Genomic DNA, 18,918 nt, shown 5'->3' on the forward strand with positions numbered 1-18,918 from the left:
ACTTCACCTAGCGACGCCGTGGCCTGCCGGAATTTAGAGCTCCGAAGCCGGGACGCCCACGCCGAGGATGATGGGTTCCTCGGAACGCTTGCCGCTATCAGCGGGCTGCTGGTTCGCGGGCTCGGGGGCCTTGGCTGCGTGCGAGTGCCCGGTAGTTGCGGCTTGGACGTTCTCATGGTGCTGGACGGCGGTTTCGTTCGCGGCGCCCTGGGCTCGGCTGGCGGCCCGGTGGCGGCGCGGCCTGCGCTGCCTTGTTTGCTCCAGCGTGTGGTCGGAGTAGTCCTTTTCAGCCGGTGCTTCCGCGGCCCGCGAAGGGGCTTCGCCGCCCTGCGGCCGGGGCTCCTGTGCGGCCTGTTCCGTTGCCGGTTCAGCCGCTACAGGATTTTTCGGAGCGTCCTCGACGGCGGAAACCGGCTGGCCGAGGTGCGCGAATGCTTCCGCGAGCCGGTCCAGCGTCAGGGCGGGCTTGGGCTGCTGCTCCTCCGCGTGCTCCACGAACGGAAGCGGGACTTTCTCGCCGCCGAACGTCAGGACCGCCGCGGGACGCCCGTGCGTATCGGCGTCGTGCCTTTCCCCGTCAGCTGCCGGTGCAGGCTGGACCGGTGCTTGCGGGGCCGTAGCCTGCTCCGCCGGCGCGTGCCGGGCAGCTGCCAGCTCGTCGTCGTGGAGATGCGCCGCGTGGGCCGCCGCGGCGATGTTGGCCAACGCGAGCCGGGTGGCTTCAGCCTTGGCGTGCCGCTCGGCGTCACTGGGATCCGGCTGCACAGTGTGCACGTGCACTGCCGGCGCCGGTACTGCCTCGGCCTGCTGGCCGCCGCGTCCACGGCGGCGTTTCCGCTCGGGGCGTGCACCGGGCTGGCCGGCATCGGTCCGCTGTCCGTCGGGGCGGTGGGCCTCCCCGCGGGCTTCGGGACGGTTGTCGGCGCGCTGGACGTGGTGTTCGGCCGCCACGATGTTGGCGCGGCGGTGCTCCACGGGATCGTCGTGGGTCACGACGCCGCGTCCGGCACACGCCTCGCATTGCTCGCCGAAGACTTCCAGCAGGCCCGTGCCCATGCGCTTGCGGGTCATCTGGACCAGGCCCAGGGACGTGACCTCGGCAACCTGGTGCTTGGTCCGGTCGCGGCCCAGGCACTCGACGAGGCGGCGCAGGACCAGGTCCCGGTTGGATTCGAGCACCATGTCGATGAAGTCGATCACGATGATGCCGCCAATATCGCGCAGCCTCAGCTGGCGCACCACTTCCTCGGCAGCTTCGAGGTTGTTCTTGGTGACGGTTTCCTCGAGGTTGCCGCCGCTGCCGGTGAACTTGCCGGTGTTGACGTCCACCACGGTCATGGCTTCGGTCCGGTCGATGACCAGGGAACCGCCGGAGGGCAGGAACACCTTGCGCTCGAGTGCCTTGTGGATCTGCTCATCGATCCGCCAGGCGGAGAAGATGTCCTGGTCCTTGGTCCACTTCTCGAGGCGGCCCACCAGGTCCGGGGCGACGTAGGTGACGTAGGCCTCGATGGTGTCCCAGGCTTCCTCGCCGGAGACGATCAGCTTGGAGAAGTCCTCGTTGAAGACGTCGCGGACCACCTTGATGGTCAGGTCCGGTTCGCCGTACAGCAGTTCGGGGGCAAGGACCTTGGTGGAGGTGGACTGGCTTTCGATGCCTTCCCACTGTGCGCGCAGCCGGTTGATGTCGTGCGTGAGTTCCTCTTCGGAGGCGCCCTCTGCGGCGGTGCGGACGATGACACCGGCGTGTTCGGGGAGGCGGTCCTTGAGGATGCGCTTGAGGCGGTTGCGTTCGACGTCCGGCAGTTTGCGGGAAATGCCGGTCATGGAGCCGCCGGGCACGTACACCAGGTAGCGTCCGGGCAAGGAGATCTGGCTGGTGAGGCGGGCGCCCTTGTGGCCCACAGGGTCCTTGGTCACCTGGACCAGGACAGTGTCGCCGGACTTCAGGGCGTTTTCGATCCGGCGCTGCTTGCCTTCGAGGTTGACGGCTTCCCAGTTGACCTCGCCGGCGTAGAGCACGGCGTTGCGGCCGCGTCCGATGTCCACGAAAGCAGCTTCCATGGACGGCAGCACGTTCTGGACCTTGCCCAGGTAGACGTTGCCGATCAGCGAGTCCTGCTGGGTCTTGGACACGAAGTGCTCGGCCAGGACGCCGTCTTCGAGGACGCCGATCTGGATTCTGTCGTCGCGCTGCCGGACGATCATCTGGCGGTCCACGGATTCGCGGCGGGCCAGGAACTCGGCTTCGGTGATCACGGTGCGGCGGCGGCCGGTATCGCGGGATTCGCGGCGGCGCTGCTTCTTGGCCTCAAGGCGGGTGGAGCCCTTGACGCTGGTGACCCGGTTGTTGACCGGCGCTTCGCTGACCGCGCGCGGCGCACGGACCCTCGTCACCGTGTTGGGCGGATCGTCGCCTTCCCCACCGGTCAACTCCAGGTCCTGGTCACCGCGGCGGCGGCGGCGGCGACGGCGGGAGGTCACGCCGTCTTCCAGTGGCCCGTTGGCGTCCTCGTCGGCTTCGTCTTCGGCATCGGCGTCATCGGTGCCGCCCTCGACGTCTTCATCTGTCCGCTCGCCGATGCGGCTGCGGCCACGGCGGCCACGGCTGCGGCGCCGGCGGCGGCTGGCGGAATCGTCTGCGTCGTCGGTCTCTTCCTCGTCGGTCTCTTCCGCCGCGGGCGTTGCGGGGCGGACCACGGTGCTCAGGTCCGGCGCCTGGAAGAGGACTGACGTGGGGGAACCTGGTTCCAGGAACAGCGAACCAAAGGGGCTTGCTGCCGCCGTGGACGCGGCGTCGCTTCCGGCCTCGGGAGCTGCAGGTGCGGCGGCGGGCTCCTGTGCCTGCACCGGCGCCTGCGGGACCTCCTCGACCGCGGGGGCGGCGGCTTCCGGGGCAGCAACAGACGCCTCGGGGGTTTCCTCCGTTGCGGTTTCCCCCACGGCGTCCTGCACCGGAGCGGCGGCAGCAGCTTCCGCCGCTGCAGTTTCCGGGGCCGGAGCCGGGGAAGCGACCTTGCGGGTGGCTACCCGACGGCGGCGCACAGGCTTCGTTTCGACGTCCGCCTCGGCAGCCGGGGCCTCATCGGCCGGCGCCGGTGCGGATACCTCAACTGCGGCAACGGCTGCGGCGGTGGTGGACGCAGCGTCGTCGGCGAACGCGGGCAGGGGTTCGGCGGCGTCGGCTTTCTTCCGGGCGCGGGTGCGGCGGGCCGGGGCCTTCTTCTCCGCGGCTGGTTCTTCCACCGGCGCGTCGGCCGCAGGCTCTGGGGCGGCAGCTTCGTCCGCTACGGCTTCGGCAGCCTTGGGCGCCGCCTTGCGCCGGACCCTTGGAGCCCTCTTCGGTGCAGCAGCGGCCTCCGGGGCCACTGCTTCGTCGTTAACGGCCAGTTCTCGATCAATATCCATATGTGGCTACACTCCTGCCCCTGACGTACCGCCACATCCGGCACCCATTGGGGCACATATTGTCAAAACCCGCAGGCGTTGACAGAAGTCAAATGGATGCTCCCGGGTTCGCACCGTCATTGGGGTGCGGCAGCCCACAGGAGCCGGTGGATGTTCTGAAACCCGTTGTTCTGCGTGCCACAACCAGGTGCCGCTCAATGGAGTCGCGGGAGTGCCGGAGAATTCCGAAGCCTGCCCTGCTCATCATTGGCGGTCTTGGGAACAAACCACCGGACCGGAGTCCGAATGTGGATCGGCTTCCAGCCACGTTCATTCTCTCATACCCGGGCCGGATCGCCGCGGAGGCCCGCGCTGCTCCTGCCTTCCTGGGTGGCGGGACCAGCCACCGGCGTTACAATCAGGCACAGGAGCACCGGATGAAAAGGACGCCACACCCATGCCCAGCATCTCCCCCGTCAGCGCCCACGAAAGCGATCGAGCCGTTGCGCCGCGCACCGCTGCTGCCGAAAACCTTCCCCGGATGACCCGGAACCGGCCGTTCGGCTGGCTTCTGGTCATCACTGGAATCGTGGGATGGCTTGCCTCCGGAACCCTTGTCCTGGAAAAGCTCGAGGTTCTCAAGGACCCCAACCACACCACCGTCTGCGATGTGAATCCGTGGATCTCATGCGGCCAGGTCATGCAGACCTGGCAGAGTTCACTGTTCGGGTTCCCCAACATGTTCATCGGAATCGTGGCCTTCGCCATCATCATTACCGTGGGCATGGCCCTGCTCGCCGGCGCCACCTTCGCCCGCTGGTACTGGGTTGGCCTGCAGGCGGGCGTCACGCTGGGCTTCGCATTCGTCGTGTGGCTGTGGTCCCAGGCCCTGTACTCCATCCACATCCTGTGCCCGTTCTGCATGATCGTGTGGTCGGCCATGATCCCGCTCTTCGTCTGGACCACCATCAGGAACATCACGGCAGGAGTGATCCCCCTGCCCGCCCGGGCAACCCGCATCCTCGGTGACTCCGGCTGGATCATCACGGCGCTGCTGTATGTTGCCGTCATCGCCACCATCTTTTTTGCGTTCATCCAGGTGTTCGCAGGTACCTCCGGCTTCTAGGCCGCAGACGAAAGAAGCCCTTGGTTCCGAAGAACCAAGGGCTTCTTGCTGTTCCGGGCCTGTCAGCCCTGGAACCAGATCTTGATCTCGCGCCCGGCGGATTCGGTGGAGTCCGAGCCGTGCACCAGGTTCTGCTGGACCTTCAGGCCCCAGTCGCGGCCGAAGTCGCCCCGGATGGTGCCCGGCGCCGCCGTGGTGGGATCGGTGGTCCCGGCCAGTGAACGGAAGCCCTCGATGACGCGGTGGCCTTCGAAGATGGCTGCCACGACCGGGCCGCTGAGCATGAACTCCACCAGCGGCTCATAGAACGGCTTGCCCACGTGCTCTTCGTAGTGCTGCTCCAGCAGTTCGCGGGTGGCGTCAACCTTCTTCAGCTCAACAAGGCTGTAGCCTTTGGCTTCGATCCGGGCCAGGATGGCGCCGGTCAGGTTACGGGCGACGCCGTCGGGCTTGATCAGGACGAGGGTGCGCTCTGTGGTCACAACTGCTCCAATGGTTCGGGTGGGGTTTCAGGTCAAGTCTACGGGGACTATGGCTGGGCCGGGCCGGCGGCCTGGTCCGGGTGGGAGGCTTCCCATTCAGCTTGCTCGCGGGCGCGCTGCGCCGCTTCACGGTCAAGCCGGATGCCGGTGCGGATCCCGTACCACCAGGCGATGGCGAACAGGGCGCCCACCAGGAACATGGCCGGCTCAAAGATGCCGGTCAGGATCAGGATGACCTGCAGGATCCACCCCAGCGCCACCCCCCAGGGCTTATTGAGGACCGCGCAGGCCATCACCATGACGGCGCTCAGGGCAAGGCCCACGCCCAAAATGAGGGCGGGCGGGAACTCCTCCCGGCGCAGGCCGAACACCGCGAGGGTGGCGAAAAACATGACGAACGCTTCCAGGAGCAGCACCGTGGAGGCAAACATGACCTTGGTGGAGCGGCGCTTCTTTGGCATCCCGGGGCGCCACTCGCGCTGTGCCTTTGTCAGTCTGGCCATGGATTACGCCTCAGTCTTCCCGAGCAGGATCCGTGCCTCAGCCACCAGGGTGATGGAGCCCGTGACCAGAACGGCGCCGGAGAGGTCGTCGTTGGCTTCGGCCCGCTCAACAGCCCATTCCAGTGCGTCGTCCAGCTTCTCGGCGATGTGCACTTTGTCTTCGCCGAAGCCAAGGTCAATGGCGAGCTCGGCGAGTTCGGCTGCCGGAACTGCGCGCGGGGAGTTGGACTGGGTGAAGCAGTACTCGTCTGCCAGGCCGCCCAGGGATTCCTTGAGTTCGCGCAGGATCTCTTCGGCGTCCTTCTCCTTGAGTACGCCCACTACCGGAACCAGCTTGGTGAACGTGAATGCTTCCTGCAGGGCGGCGGCGGAGGCCCGGATGCCGTCCGGGTTGTGTGCGGCATCCACGACGATGGTGGGCGCCGTGCGCACCACTTCCAGGCGGCCGGGCGAGGTCACTGCAGCGAATCCTTCCTGCAGGACATCGAAGTCGAGTTCCTTTTCGCCGCCGAAGAACGCCTCCAGTGCGGCGACCGCCACGGCGGCGTTTTGGGCCTGGTGGGATCCATGCAGGGGCACCAGCAGGTCCGGGTAGCGCCCGGCGATGCCCTGGATGGTGACCATCTGGCCGCCCACGGCCACGGTGCGTGACTCGACACCGAACTCCACCCCCTCGAAGCGGAAGGGCACGCCTACTTCCTTGGCCTTCTCCAGCAGGACCTGGGCCGCGTCGATGGGCTGGGCGGCACTGATGAGGTAGCCGCCGGGCTTGATGATGCCTGCCTTTTCGTGGGCGATGTCCTCCGTGGTGTCACCGAGCAGGTCGGTGTGGTCCAAGGAGATCGGGGTAACCACCGAGACCTGGCCGTCCCCGACGTTGGTGGCATCGGTGATGCCGCCCAGGCCCACCTCGATGACGGCCACGTTGACCGGCTGGTCAGCGAAGATGGCGAAGCCAAGGATGGTGAGGCATTCGAAGTACGTCAGCCGCGGCTGGCCCTCGGCTTCCAGTTCCGAATCCACAATCTGCAGGTAGGGCCGGATTTCGTCCCAGATCCGCACAAACGTCTCATCCGGCACGGGGTGTCCGTCGATGCTGATCCGCTCGGTGACCTTGGACAGGTGCGGGCTGGTGTACCGCCCCGTGCTCAGGCCATGGGCGCGGAGCACCGACTCGATCATCCGCGACGTGGAGGTCTTGCCGTTGGTTCCCGTCACGTGGATGATCGGGAACGCCTTGTTGGGTTCGCCGAGGACGTCCATGGCGCGGAACAGCGGAGCCAGGCGAGGCTCCATCTTGTTTTCCGGCGCCCGGCCCAGCAGTTCCGCGTAGACGCTTTCCACCGAAAATTCGTCGGTCATGTCCTAGGCCTCCACTTTTTCCACCACGACGGCGGGTTCGTCCACGTCTGCCGGTTCGGCAGCCAGGTCAACGGTCAGGGTCTCGCCCTTGACCAGTTCGGCGTTCGCCAGCAGGGCGGCCACGACGTTCTGCGCGGCGGATACCGTGGTGCGGATCCGGTCGCTGACATTGAGTCCGGCATCCTTGCGGGCCTGCTGGATGGCGCGGACCATGTCGCGGGCCAGGCCTTCGGCCTCAAGTTCAGGGGTCACTTCGGTGTTCAGCACCACGAAGCCGCCACCGGGCAGCACGGCCACGGCCTTGGAGCCGCCGTCACCGCCATCGGAATCCGCCACGACGGTCTCCAGGGTGTATTCCTGGGGCTCAAGGCGCAACCCGCCCGCGGTGACCACACCGTCGTCGTCCACTGACCAATCGCCGGACTTGGCGCCCTTGATGGCAACCTGGACGTTCTTGCCCAGCCGCGGGCCGGCGGCGCGGGCGTTGACTACCAGCTTCTGCTGGATGCCAAATTCCTCCGGGGACGCGTTCTCCGCGTCGAGCAGGCGGACTGCGCGCAAGTTGAGTTCATCGGCGACGACGGCGGCGAAACCCTGCAGGGCGTCCGCTCCGGGTGCCACAACCGTCAACTCCTGCAGGGGCAGCCGGACGCGCAGGTTGGCTGCCTTGCGGAGCGAGGATCCTGTCGAGCAGATCTGCTGGACCCGGTCCATGGCTTCGACGAGGGAGGGGTTTGCGGGGAAGAGGCCCGCGTCCGGCCAGTCGGCCAGGTGCACGGACCGGCCGCCGGTCAGGCCGCGCCAGATTTCCTCGGACACCAGCGGCAGCAGTGGCGCGGCGGCACGGGTGACGGTCTCGAGGGCCGTGTACAGGGCGTCGAAGGCGTCCTTGTCCTCATCAAAGAACCGCTGCCGGCTGCGGCGGACGTACCAGTTGGTGAGCATGTCCAGGTAGCTGCGCAGCGAGTCGCAGGCACCGGAGATGTCATAAGAGTCCAGCTGGGCCGTCATGTTCCGGACCAGGTCGCCGGTGTTGGCCAGCAGGTACTGGTCCAGGGTGTCCGCGTAGCCGTCGTAGCGCAGCGTGGCGTCGTAACCCCGGCCGCCGTCTGCGGCGTTGGTGTAGAGCGTGAAGAAGCTGTACACGTTCCAGAGCGGCAGGATGACCTGGCGGACGCCGTCGCGGATGCCTTGCTCGGTGACGATCAGGTTGCCGCCGCGGAGGATGGGGCTGGACATCAGGAACCAGCGCATGGCGTCGGAGCCGTCGCGGTCCAGCACTTCGGAGACATCCGGGTAATTGCGCAGGCTCTTGGACATCTTCTGCCCGTCGGAGCCCAGCACGATGCCGTGGCTGATGACGTTCCGGAACGCCGGGCGGTCGAACAGCGCCGTGGAGAGGATGTGCAGCATGTAGAACCAGCCGCGGGTCTGTCCGATGTACTCCACGATGAAGTCTGCCGGGTTGTGCGTGTTGAACCAGGCTTCGTTCTCGAACGGGTAGTGGACCTGGCCGTAGGGCATGGAGCCGGAGTCGAACCAGACGTCCAGGACGTCCTCGACCCGGCGCATCACGGACTGGCCCTCTTCCGGGGTGCGGGGATCGTCCGGATTGGGCCGGGTGAGCTCGTCGATGAACGGGCGGTGGAGGTCCACCTGGCCGTCCTTGTTCAGGGGCAGGCGGCCGAAGTCCGCTTCGAGTTCGGCGAGGGAACCGTAGACGTCGGTGCGCGGGTAGTCGGGATCCGTGGACTGCCACACCGGGATGGGGCTGCCCCAGTAGCGGTTGCGGCTGATGGACCAGTCACGGGCGTTGTCCAGCCACTTGCCGAACTGGCCGTCCTTGACGTTGCCGGGGATCCAGTTGATCTCCTGGTTCAGTTCGGACATCCGGTCCTTGAACTTGGTGACCTCGACGTACCAGGAGGACACGGCCCGGTAGATCAGCGGGTTACGGCAGCGCCAGCAGTGCGGGTAGCTGTGCTCGTAGCTCGCCTGGCGGACCAGCCGGCCCTGGGCGCGGAGCACCTGGGTGATGGGCTTGTTGGCCTCGAAGACCTGCAGTCCGGCAATGTCGTGGAGGTCGCCGTGCTTGAACAGGGGCAGGAACTTTGCGCCCTCGTCAACGGAGAGCACCACCGGGATGCCGGCTTCCTCGCAGACCTTCTGGTCGTCCTCGCCGTAGGCCGGAGCCTGGTGCACGATGCCGGTACCGTCCGTGGTGGTGACGTAGTCGGCCACCAGGAAGCGCCAGGCGTTCTCCATGCCGTACTTTTCGTTGTCGGCGAAGTCGTCCCAGAGCCGCCGGTACTCCAGGCCTTCCAGTTCGGCACCGGTGTGGGTGGAAACGACCGCCGCTTCGGCGTCCTCGAAGCTGCCGTATCCGAGGTCCTTGGCGTAGTTGCCCAGCAGGTCTGCCGCCAGCAGGAAGCTGCCCGTCACCGGGGCCTCGGCCGAGGCAGCCTTGACGCCGTTGGGTCCGGCGGGGAGCACCGCGTAGGTGATGGCGGGGCCGACGGCGAGCGCGGCGTTGGTGGGCAGCGTCCAGGGCGTGGTGGTCCAGGCGAGGGCCTGGACGCCGTCGAGCTGCTTGGACAGCGCGGAGTCGCCGGCCAGGATGGGGAACGTGACGGTGACCGTCTGGTCCTGGCGGTTCTTGTAGACGTCGTCGTCCATGCGCAGCTCGTGGTTGGACAGTGGGGTCTCGTCCTTCCAGCAGTACGGCAGGACGCGGTAGCCGTTGTAGGTCAGGCCCTTGTCGTGCAGCTGCTTGAAGGCCCAGAGCACCGACTCCATGTACTCGACGTTCAGGGTCTTGTAGTCGTTGTCGAAGTCCACCCAGCGTGCCTGGCGGGTGACGTAGCTGCGCCATTCGTCGGCGTACTTCATGACGGATGCCCGGCAGGCGTCGTTGAACTTGTCGATGCCCATGGCTTCGATCTGGGTCTTGTCCGTCATGCCCAGCTGCTTCATGGCTTCGAGCTCGGCGGGCAGTCCGTGCGTGTCCCAGCCGAAGCGGCGCTCGACGCGGCGCCCGCGCTGGGTCTGGTAGCGGCCCACGAGGTCCTTGGCGTAACCGGTGAGGAGGTGGCCGTAGTGCGGCAGGCCGTTGGCGAACGGCGGGCCGTCGTAGAACACGAATTCATTGCTGCCCGGCTCGCCGCCGGGGGTATCCGCGCTGCGCTGGTCGATGCTGGCCTGGAACGTTCCGTCCTGGTCCCAGTACTTCAGGATGCGCTCTTCGATCTCCGGAAACTTCACGGAGGCGGAAACGCCGGCATTGCCGCTGGCTGGGGTGCTGGAGGCTGAGGCCTTGGGGTAAAACGTCATGTTCGACATCCTGGGTTGGGCGCGGTGAACTTCCGGCGCGGGCCGGCTGTTCCGTTCAGGATGCGAGGACGGCGTCCGTGCCGTCCTGGGACTGCACGCTCACCGCGGTACCACCTCACTTACCGGCACTGCGTGTCCCTCGCGGAACGGGCGCCGCACCGGCCTCTCGTTGACTGCTGTGACGGGCTTACCCGTCCGGTTCTACTGGCGCGGCCGCCGTTGACGGGCGGCAGCGTGTTCTTCCGGAAGCTCACCGGTGATTGCCGGGTCATAGCCACTGGCCAGTCTACTATTTCCGCCGCGTCCAGTGCCATTCCGAAGGCCGGGGTGGCGGCACGGTGCCATCGGCTGCATCCGGTTGCCGCTGGTGGGTGATTTGGCCGGCATCGCAGGATCGGCCAGCCCACCTCCATGTCCAACACGATCACACCCGGGGCATGGGGTGCCTAGACTCGCCCCATGACAGCATCGAAAGGTTCTTCCCCCGGCGCGCGGGCGGCTGCGGTGTGCAGGTGGCTGTTTCTTCCCGCGGTCCTGCCTGTGGCGGCGGGAACAGCCCTCCGTGCAATACCAGCCGATTGGCCGGTGCTTGGGGTGCAACTGGTGGCCTTCACTCCGTGGCTCGCAGTCCCGGGCGCCGCAGCACTTGCCTTGGCTTTCGCGGGGCGGCGCCGCTGGCAGCAGGCTGTGGCAGCCATCCTGCTGGGGGTCCAGGTTTTGTGGCTTGTTCCACTGGACATCAGGGAGCCTGCGGTCGAGGCCGCAGCGCCGGTCACGCTGGTAGCCATGACCATTAACGCAGAACTGGGCGGTGCGGACGCACCCAGCATCGTGGGGATGGTCCGTGACCGGCGCGTGGACCTGTTGGCCGTGGAGGAGTACACGCCCGCGCTGGCACGGAGGCTGACGGCGGCCGGCTTGGACCAGCTGCTCCCCCACCGCGTTGCCCACGCCAGGGAGGGCGCAGGCGGCGCCGCCATCTATTCCACCTACAAGCTCAAAGAGTCCGGAGTGCTGCCCGGCACCCAATTCACCATGCCCGTGGCCAGCCTCGAACTGGCCGATGACAGCGGGACGGCCCTGCGGGTGGTGGCCGTTCACACCTTGGCGCCCGTAGGCGCGGCCGTCAGGCAATGGCGCAGCGACCTCTCGGCCGTGGGGAGGGTGGACACCGGCTCCGGACCGCTGCTGCTGGCCGGCGACTTCAACGCCACCTGCGACCATCACGAATTCCGGTCGCTGCTGGCAGGAACCGGCCGGACCCGAAGCCTCGTGGACGTGGCCGCCTCGCTGGGAACGAGGCTCGTGCCCACCTGGCCGATGCGCGACTACCGGCTGCCCGGGATCACGTTGGACCATGTGGTGACCAGCCCGGACATCAGGGCCACGAACTATTCAGTCCAGCCGGTTCCGGGCACCGACCATGCGGCGGTGGTTGCCACCCTGCACGTCGGGGGCTCCTAGCCCTTCCTGATCAATTTGTGTGTCGCGGCCTGCGCCACAGGCCGGACAACGATTTGGTCCAGGTTGACATGGTGCGGGGCGGAGACGGCGTATCGGACCACGTCCGCGACGTCCGCCGCGGTCAGCGGCTTTTCCACCCCCTGGTAGACCTTCCCGGCGGCCTGCGCATCGCCCAGCCGATTAAGCGCGAATTCCTCGGTCTGCACCAGGCCCGGCGCCACCTCAATGACGCGCAGGTTGTGCTCCGCTTCCTCCAGGCGGAGGGCATTGGTCATGGCGTGCTGGCCGAACTTGGCCGCGTTGTAGCCGCCGCCGCCCTCATAGGCGTCCAGTCCCGCCGTCGACGTCAGGTTGAGCACGGTGCCCCGGCCGGTGGCGCGGAGCATCGGCAGGAAAGCGCGGGTCAGCTTCATGGTTCCCAGGACGTTGACCCGGAACATCCACTCCCAGTCCTCCGTGCTGGCATCTCCTACCCTGTCGGCGCCGCGGGCGCCGCCGGCGATGTTGATGAGCGTATCGATGCCGCCCGCATCGGTGACCCGGGCAAGAAGCCGGGACACGTCGTCGTCCTCTGCGATATCGGCCGGGATGGCCATGGCGCCTGTCTCACCCGCCAGGGTGGCGAGGCGGTCTGCCCGGCGCGCGACGGCGAAGACTGTCCAGCCTTCTGCGCGCAGGGCACGGACGGATGCTTCCCCGATTCCGCTGCTCGCTCCGGTCACCAATGCTGCCTTTTTCTGCAAGTCCTCAGTCATGGCACCACCCTAACGGGACCGGGCGGCCCGGCGTTGGTTGGGTGGGATTGAAGCGGGCATGAAAGAATTGCCCAATGGCTGAAGACACGCAGGGTACAGACACGCCCACCACCGCCCCCATCAACGTTCCGGACAAGCCGGCCCTCGAAGGCCTGGAAGCCACGCTCACCCAGCGCTGGCTGTCCGAAGGAACCTACAAGTTCAACCCCGACACCACCCGGGAGCAGGTCTACTCGATCGATACTCCCCCGCCCACCGCGTCGGGTTCCCTGCATGTGGGGCACATGTTCTCCTTCACCCAGACGGACGTCCAGGCGCGCTACATGCGCATGACGGGCAAGAACGTCTTCTACCCCATGGGCTGGGACGATAACGGCCTGCCCACCGAGCGGCGCGTGCAGAACTACTACGGCGTGCGGTGCGACCCCGCTGTTCCGTACAACGCCGACTACCGGCCACCGGCCCAGCCAGCCAAGAACCAGCGCGATTTCGACGTCGTGTCCCGGCAGAACTTCATCGAACTCTGCGAGGAACTGGCTGTTGAGGACGAGAAGGTCTTCGAGAACCTGTTCCAGACCCTGGGCCTGTCCGTCGACTGGGACCTGACGTACCGCACCATCGATGACACCTCCCGTGCCGTGTCACAGCGCGCTTTCCTGGCCAACCTGGCCGCCGGCGACGCCTACATGGCCGAGGCCCCGACCCTGTGGGACGTGACGTTCCGCACGGCGGTGGCGCAGGCAGAGCTGGAGGACCGCGAGGTTCCCGGCGCGTACTACCGCTACCCCTTTTTCACCGAAGACGGCGAAAAGATCTTCATCGAGACCACACGTCCGGAATTGCTGGCCGCGTGCGCCGCGCTGGTGGCAAACCCCGACGACGAGCGGTACCAGCCGCTGTTCGGCAAGACCGTGACGTCGCCGCTGTTCGGCGTCGAACTGGAGGTCAAGGCCCACCCGCTGGCAAAGGCGGACAAGGGCTCGGGTATCGCCATGGTCTGTACCTTCGGCGACCTTACCGACGTCACCTGGTGGCGCGAACTGCAGTTGCCCACGCGCGCCATCATGGGCCGTGACGGCCGCATCATCGGCGAAACCCCCGAGTGGATCACCAGCGAGTCCGGCAAGGAGGCGTACGCGGCCATTGCCGGCAAGACGGCGTTCTCCGCGAAGGAGGCCGTGGTGGAACTGCTCAAGGAAGCCGGCCTGCTGGACGGTGAGCCGAAGAAGATCACCCACCCGGTGAACTTCTTCGAGAAGGGCGACAGGCCGCTCGAGGTTGTGACCTCACGCCAGTGGTACATCCGCAACGGCGGCCGCGACGAGGACCGCCGCGAACGCCTGATCGGCCGCGGCAAGGAGATCGACTTCCACCCCTCGTTCATGCGGTCCCGCTACGAGAACTGGATCGCCGGGTTGAACGGCGACTGGCTGGTCTCCCGGCAGCGGTTCTTCGGCGTGCCCATTCCGGTTTGGTACCCGCTGGACGGGCAGGGCAACCCGGATTACGACCACCCCATCCTCCCCTCGGACGACATGCTCCCCGTGGATCCGGCAGCGGACGCCGCGCCCGGCTTCGACGAGACGCAGCGCGACCAGGCAAACGGCTTTACCGGAGATGCCGACGTCCTGGACACCTGGGCCACGTCATCCCTGACCCCGCAGATCGTGGGCGGCTGGAGCCGCAACGAGGACCTCTTCGCGAAGGTGTACCCGTTCGACCTCCGCCCCCAGGGCCATGACATCATCCGCACCTGGCTGTTTTCCTCTGTGGTCCGCGCCGACGCCCTCCAGGAGAGTGCGCCCTGGAAGCACGCGGCCATCTCCGGCTGGATCCTGGACCCGGACCGCAAGAAGATGTCCAAGTCCAAGGGCAACGTCGTTGTCCCCACGGATGTGCTGAATGAGTACGGCTCGGATGCGGTCCGTTACTGGGCCGCCTCTGCGCGCCTCGGGGCCGATACCGCCTATGAGATTGCGCAGATGAAGATCGGCCGGCGCCTGGCCATCAAACTGCTCAACGCCTCCAAGTTCGTGCTGAACCTGGGCGCCACCGAAAACTCTGTCCTCTCTGACGATCTTTCGGTGTTGACCAACCCCTTGGACCGCGCACTGCTGGCGCAACTTGCCGACGTCGTTGCCCAGTCCACCAAGGCGTTTGAGAACTACGACTATGCCCGGGCCCTGCAACTCACGGAATCGTTCTTCTGGCAGTTCACGGACGATTACGTGGAACTGATCAAGGACCGCGCCTACGGTGCCGCCGGCGAATCAGAGCAGGCGTCGGTGCTGGCCGCTTTGGCAACCACCCTGGACGCCCTGCTGCGGCTCTTTGCCCCCTTCCTCCCGTTCGCCACGGAGGAAGTCTGGAGTTGGTGGCGCAGCGGCTCAGTCCACCGCGCAGCATGGCCGTCGGCGCTGGAGATTCCCGGCGGTGACACCACCATGCTGGCCACGGTGGGGATTGCCCTCAGCGGAGTCCGCAAGGCCAAATCCGAGGCGAAGGTCAAGCAGCGGACCGAGGTGCTGTCTGCCACGATCACCGCAACTGAGGCCCTGACGGCACAGCTGCGGGCCGGGCTGGCGGATTTGAAGGCGGCATCAAACGCCCGCGAAATTACCCTGGTGGTGGGTGACGGGGATCTTGCGGTCACCGACGTTGCCCTCGCCGCGAGCGACGAGCCCGCCAAGGCCTGACACCCGGTCCCGTCAGGCCGCCCTGGTTCCAGGGCAAAGGGGAAGCCCCATCAGCGTTTTGCCGTTGGTGGGGCTTCGACTTTTCGGCCATCTGGTGACGTTTGTCCGATGGTCTGGCAGGATCCGCTGAGTTTCCAGGTCTTACTGCTCCGTCACTGGCAGCTTGCATTCGACTTTGCCGATGGCTGCGTCGAAATTGCATATCACTGAATCTTTGGTTCCTGCGTCCCGCTTCTTTCGAAGTGGGTAAGAACCATTGTTCTCCCGTGCCGGGCCACGTGCAAGGGCCCCGGGGGAACTACTGTCATGTAGTTCCCCCGGGGCCCTTGGCCTGCAATCGAACCGGGTTCTAGTCGAACTCGGGGCTCTCAGTGCGGCTGCGCTTCAGCTCGAAGAAGTGAGGATAGCCGGCGATCGCGGTGGTCGCATCCCACAGCTGCCCGGCAACCTCGCCGCGCGGAATGCGGGTCAGGACGGGGCCGAAATAGGCTGTTCCGTTGAAGGCCACCACCGGCGTCCCAACGTCCTGGCCCACCAGGGAGATACCTTCCTCGTGGCTGGCCCGGAGCTCAGCGTCAAAAGCGTCAGTGGCCGCGGCCTCGGCGAGGGACTCTGGGAGGCCGCATTCGGCGAGGGCCTTGGCAATGACCTCCGACCGGTCCTTCTCCCCACGCTCGTGGATCAGGGTTCCCATGGCGTCGTACAGCGGCTTGATGACCTGCGGGCCGTGCCCTTCGCGGGCCGCGATGATCACGCGGACCATACCCCAGGCGTTGTCCATGGATTCCCGGTAGGCCGGCTCAAGATCGCGGCCCTCGTTCAGGACGGCCAGGCTCATGACGTGCCATTCGGTCTCGATGTCACGGACGGCCTCCACCTCGCCAATCCAGCGGGACGTAATCCACGCGAACGGGCACAGGGGGTCGAACCAGAAATCGGCTTTGTTCTTGGCGGGTGCAGTCACGAAAATCCTCTCGGTCAGGCAGACTTGCGGCGCTTGGCCGCGTGCGGAATCAGGGTGGGTTCGGCGCCCCGCAGCACCACATCCTCGGTGATGACCACGCTGGCAACGTCCTCGCGGCTTGGCAGATCGAACATCACCGGAAGCAGGACTTCCTCCAGGATGGCGCGAAGGCCGCGGGCACCGGTGCCGCGCTCAAGGGCCTGCTCCGCGATGGCGTCCAGGGCGGTGTCGTCGAACACCAGTTCCACGCCATCAATCTGGAACATCTTCTGGTACTGCTTTACCAAGGCATTCTTTGGCGTGGACAGGATCTGGATCAAGGCGTCACGATCCAGGTTGGAGACGGTGGTGATGACAGGAAGCCTGCCGATGAATTCGGGGATCAGGCCAAACTTCAACAGGTCCTCCGGCATGACTTCGCCGTATGAGTCGACCTTCTTGCTGGCCTCGTTGAGCGGGGCGCCGAACCCGATGCCCTTGCGCCCGGAGCGCGAGCCGATGATCTCTTCCAACCCGGCGAAGGCACCGGCCACGATGAACAGGACGTTCGTGGTGTCGATCTGGATAAATTCCTGGTGCGGATGCTTCCGGCCGCCCTGCGGCGGGACCGACGCCACCGTGCCTTCCAGGATCTTCAGGAGTGCCTGCTGGACGCCCTCGCCGGACACGTCCCGGGTGATGGAAGGGTTTTCGCTCTTCCGCGAGATCTTGTCGATCTCATCGATGTAGATGATGCCCTGCTCGGCCTTCTTGACGTCGTAGTCCGCAGCCTGGATGAGCTTAAGCAGGATGTTCTCGACGTCCTCGCCGACGTAACCCGCCTCCGTCAAAGCGGTGGCATCTGCCACGGCGAACGGAACATTCAGGCGCCTGGCCAGGGTTTGGGCAAGGTAGGTCTTGCCGCAGCCGGTGGGACCGATGAGGAGGATGTTGGATTTGGCGATCTCGACGTCGTCATGGTGCCCGGCGTCGCCGAGGCTCCCGGACTTGGGCGCGTGCCCGGCCTGGATGCGCTTGTAGTGGTTGTAGACCGCGACGGCGAGGGAACGCTTGGCGGGCTCCTGGCCTATGACGTATTCCTGCAGGAAGTCGAAGATCTCCCGCGGTTTTGGAAGTTCGAAGCTGCCCAGGTCCGCGACTTCGGCGAGTTCCTCTTCAATGATTTCGTTGCACAACTCGATGCATTCATCGCAGATGTAGACACCGGGCCCGGCAATGAGCTTGCGGACCTGCTTTTGGCTCTTTCCGCAGAAAGAGCACTTCAGCAGATCAGTGCTCTCGCCAATCCGAGCCATATGTGAACCCCTTAGTATCCTGCTGCCAGGCAGCCCTGCGCCGTTGCTGAAAAATCTCTTCCGGCCAGCGGGGACCGGTTTGTGACATCTTCCACTCTAGGTCACATTCGACGCCAAGGGTGGAATGAAAAGGCCGGTGCGGCCAAATGAACTTGGCCGCACCGGCTAATGGCACTGCTACCGCGTGATCGCCTGCGGTTTGATCTTGCGGGAATCGAGCACCTGGTCGATCAGGCCGTAGGCCTGCGCTTCAGCGGCCGTCAGGATCTTGTCGCGCTCAATGTCGTTGTTGACCTGCTCCGACGTGCGTCCGGAGTGGTGGGCCAAGGTGTCCTCCAGCCAGGAGCGCATCCGCATGACCTCTGCCGCCTGGATCTCAAGGTCGGAGGCCTGGCCGCCCTGGCCGCCGGAGAGCGCCGGCTGGTGGATCAGGACGCGGGCATTGGGCAGTGCCAGCCGCTTGCCGGGGGTACCGGCGGCCAGCAGAACGGCCGCCGCACTGGCGGCCTGGCCCAGGCAGACCGTCTGGATCTCGGGACGGATGTACTGCATGGTGTCGTAGATGGCAGTCATGGCCGTGAACGAGCCACCCGGAGAGTTGATGTACAAGGTGATGTCACGGTCCGGATCGGTGGACTCCAGCACCAGCAGCTGCGCCATGATGTCGTCGGCAGATGCGTCGTCCACCTGCACGCCGAGGAAGATGATGCGGTCCTCAAAGAGCTTCGTGTAGGGGTCCTGGCGCTTGAAGCCGTAGGGCGTGCGTTCCTCGAACTGCGGCAGGACGTAGCGGCTGGACGGAAGATTCCCGGCGGACCACCCAAAGTTGTAGTTCATTGTGTTTACTCCTGATCGAAGGGGTTCTGGATGCCGGTTAGTTCTGCGAGGCTGATTCGCCGGAGGATCCGTTGGACGTTCCGCCGCCGCCGGAAACCGACCCGGCGTGCGCGGCGATCTTGTCGAAGAAACCGTATTCAAGGGCTTCGGTGGCGGTGAACCACTTGTCGCGGTCGTTGTCCTTGAGGATGGTCTCCACGGTCTGGCCCGTCTGCTCGGCAGTCAGTTCGGCCATGACCTTCTTCATGTGCAGGATGAGCTCGGCCTGGATCTTGATGTCCGAGGCGGTGCCGCCGATGCCGCCGGAGGGCTGGTGCATCAGCACGCGTGCGTTCGGCGTGGCGTAGCGCTTGCCCTTGGTGCCGGAGGACAGCAGGAACTGGCCCATGGAGGCTGCCAGGCCGGTGGCCACGGTGACGACGTCGTTGGGAATGAACTGCATGGTGTCGTAGATGGCCATGCCTGCCGTCACGGATCCGCCGGGCGAGTTGATGTAGAGGTAGATGTCCTTTTCGGGATTCTCCGCGGACAAGAGCAGCAGCTGCGAGCAGATTGCGTTGGCGTTATCGTCACGCACCTCCGAGCCCAGCCAGATGATCCGCTCCTTGAGGAGGCGGTTGTAAATGTAGTTGTCCTGGGCTGCAGGATCGACGGTCGCCATCCGGGGGGCCTCTGAGTGCTGTGACATGTTTATTTACCTCTCACTGGTGACGGTGA

13 protein-coding genes are annotated in these 18,918 nt (G+C 65.9%); 3 read left to right on the forward strand and 10 right to left on the reverse strand.

Features of this window, described 5'->3' with window-relative positions:
- Positions 1-33 precede the first annotated feature (33 nt).
- Complete coding sequence (locus C563_RS0108245) at positions 34-3,408, reverse strand: Rne/Rng family ribonuclease (protein ID WP_018761569.1); 3,375 nt, start codon at positions 3,406-3,408, stop codon at positions 34-36.
- Positions 3,409-3,844: 436 nt separating this feature from the next.
- On the opposite strand from C563_RS0108245, the gene C563_RS0108250 reads away from it, so the two are divergent.
- Positions 3,845-4,513: a vitamin K epoxide reductase family protein gene (locus C563_RS0108250; RefSeq protein WP_018761570.1), complete on the forward strand. Its 669-nt coding sequence runs from the start codon at positions 3,845-3,847 to the stop codon at positions 4,511-4,513.
- Between the two features lie 62 nt (positions 4,514-4,575).
- On the opposite strand, the gene ndk is transcribed toward C563_RS0108250, so the two are convergent.
- The 4 genes from ndk to ileS are packed head-to-tail and all read right to left on the reverse strand — an operon-like array spanning position 4,576 to position 10,190.
- Positions 4,576-4,995 carry a nucleoside-diphosphate kinase gene (ndk, locus tag C563_RS0108255; RefSeq protein ID WP_018761571.1) on the reverse strand — a complete coding sequence of 140 codons (420 nt, stop codon included), beginning with the start codon at positions 4,993-4,995 and terminating at the stop codon, positions 4,576-4,578.
- 47 nt (positions 4,996-5,042) lie between these two features.
- A complete protein-coding gene (locus tag C563_RS0108260) occupies positions 5,043-5,498 on the reverse strand; it encodes a DUF4233 domain-containing protein (RefSeq protein ID WP_026264535.1) in 456 nt (151 codons plus the stop codon).
- Positions 5,499-5,501: 3 nt separating this feature from the next.
- Positions 5,502-6,860, reverse strand: coding sequence for a bifunctional folylpolyglutamate synthase/dihydrofolate synthase (locus C563_RS0108265; protein WP_018761573.1), 1,359 nt, complete (start codon positions 6,858-6,860; stop codon positions 5,502-5,504).
- A 3-nt stretch (positions 6,861-6,863) separates the two neighbouring features.
- Positions 6,864-10,190 (reverse strand): isoleucine--tRNA ligase, encoded by a 3,327-nt coding sequence (gene ileS / locus C563_RS0108270; protein ID WP_018761574.1) that lies wholly within the window; start codon positions 10,188-10,190, stop codon positions 6,864-6,866.
- A 459-nt stretch (positions 10,191-10,649) separates the two neighbouring features.
- On the opposite strand from ileS, the gene C563_RS0108275 reads away from it, so the two are divergent.
- Entirely contained in the window at positions 10,650-11,654 is a 1,005-nt protein-coding gene (locus C563_RS0108275) for an endonuclease/exonuclease/phosphatase family protein (RefSeq protein ID WP_026264537.1), read from the forward strand.
- On the opposite strand, the gene C563_RS0108280 is transcribed toward C563_RS0108275, so the two are convergent.
- On the reverse strand, positions 11,651-12,409 hold the full coding sequence (locus C563_RS0108280; protein WP_018761576.1) for an SDR family oxidoreductase: 759 nt from the start codon (positions 12,407-12,409) through the stop codon (positions 11,651-11,653). The genes C563_RS0108275 and C563_RS0108280 overlap by 4 nt on opposite strands.
- A 74-nt stretch (positions 12,410-12,483) precedes the next feature.
- Between C563_RS0108280 and valS the strand changes: the two genes are divergently transcribed.
- Positions 12,484-15,105 (forward strand): valine--tRNA ligase, encoded by a 2,622-nt coding sequence (gene valS / locus C563_RS0108285; protein WP_018761577.1) that lies wholly within the window; start codon positions 12,484-12,486, stop codon positions 15,103-15,105.
- A 349-nt stretch (positions 15,106-15,454) separates the two neighbouring features.
- Here valS and C563_RS0108290 read toward each other — a convergent pair whose 3' ends face one another.
- From C563_RS0108290 to C563_RS0108305, 4 genes are all read right to left on the reverse strand, one after another.
- On the reverse strand, positions 15,455-16,069 hold the full coding sequence (locus C563_RS0108290; protein ID WP_018761578.1) for a mycothiol-dependent nitroreductase Rv2466c family protein: 615 nt from the start codon (positions 16,067-16,069) through the stop codon (positions 15,455-15,457).
- 14 nt (positions 16,070-16,083) lie between these two features.
- A complete protein-coding gene (gene clpX / locus C563_RS0108295; RefSeq protein ID WP_018761579.1) occupies positions 16,084-17,364 on the reverse strand; it encodes an ATP-dependent Clp protease ATP-binding subunit ClpX in 1,281 nt (426 codons plus the stop codon).
- Between the two features lie 177 nt (positions 17,365-17,541).
- Positions 17,542-18,201, reverse strand: a complete 660-nt coding sequence (locus C563_RS0108300; protein WP_018761580.1) for an ATP-dependent Clp protease proteolytic subunit — start codon at positions 18,199-18,201, stop codon at positions 17,542-17,544.
- 37 nt (positions 18,202-18,238) lie between these two features.
- On the reverse strand, positions 18,239-18,862 hold the full coding sequence (locus C563_RS0108305) for an ATP-dependent Clp protease proteolytic subunit (protein ID WP_018761581.1): 624 nt from the start codon (positions 18,860-18,862) through the stop codon (positions 18,239-18,241).
- Between the last annotated feature and the right edge of the window lie 56 nt (positions 18,863-18,918).

It is taken from the genome of Arthrobacter sp. 135MFCol5.1 (assembly GCF_000374865.1).
In the GTDB taxonomy this organism is placed as follows: domain Bacteria; phylum Actinomycetota; class Actinomycetes; order Actinomycetales; family Micrococcaceae; genus Arthrobacter.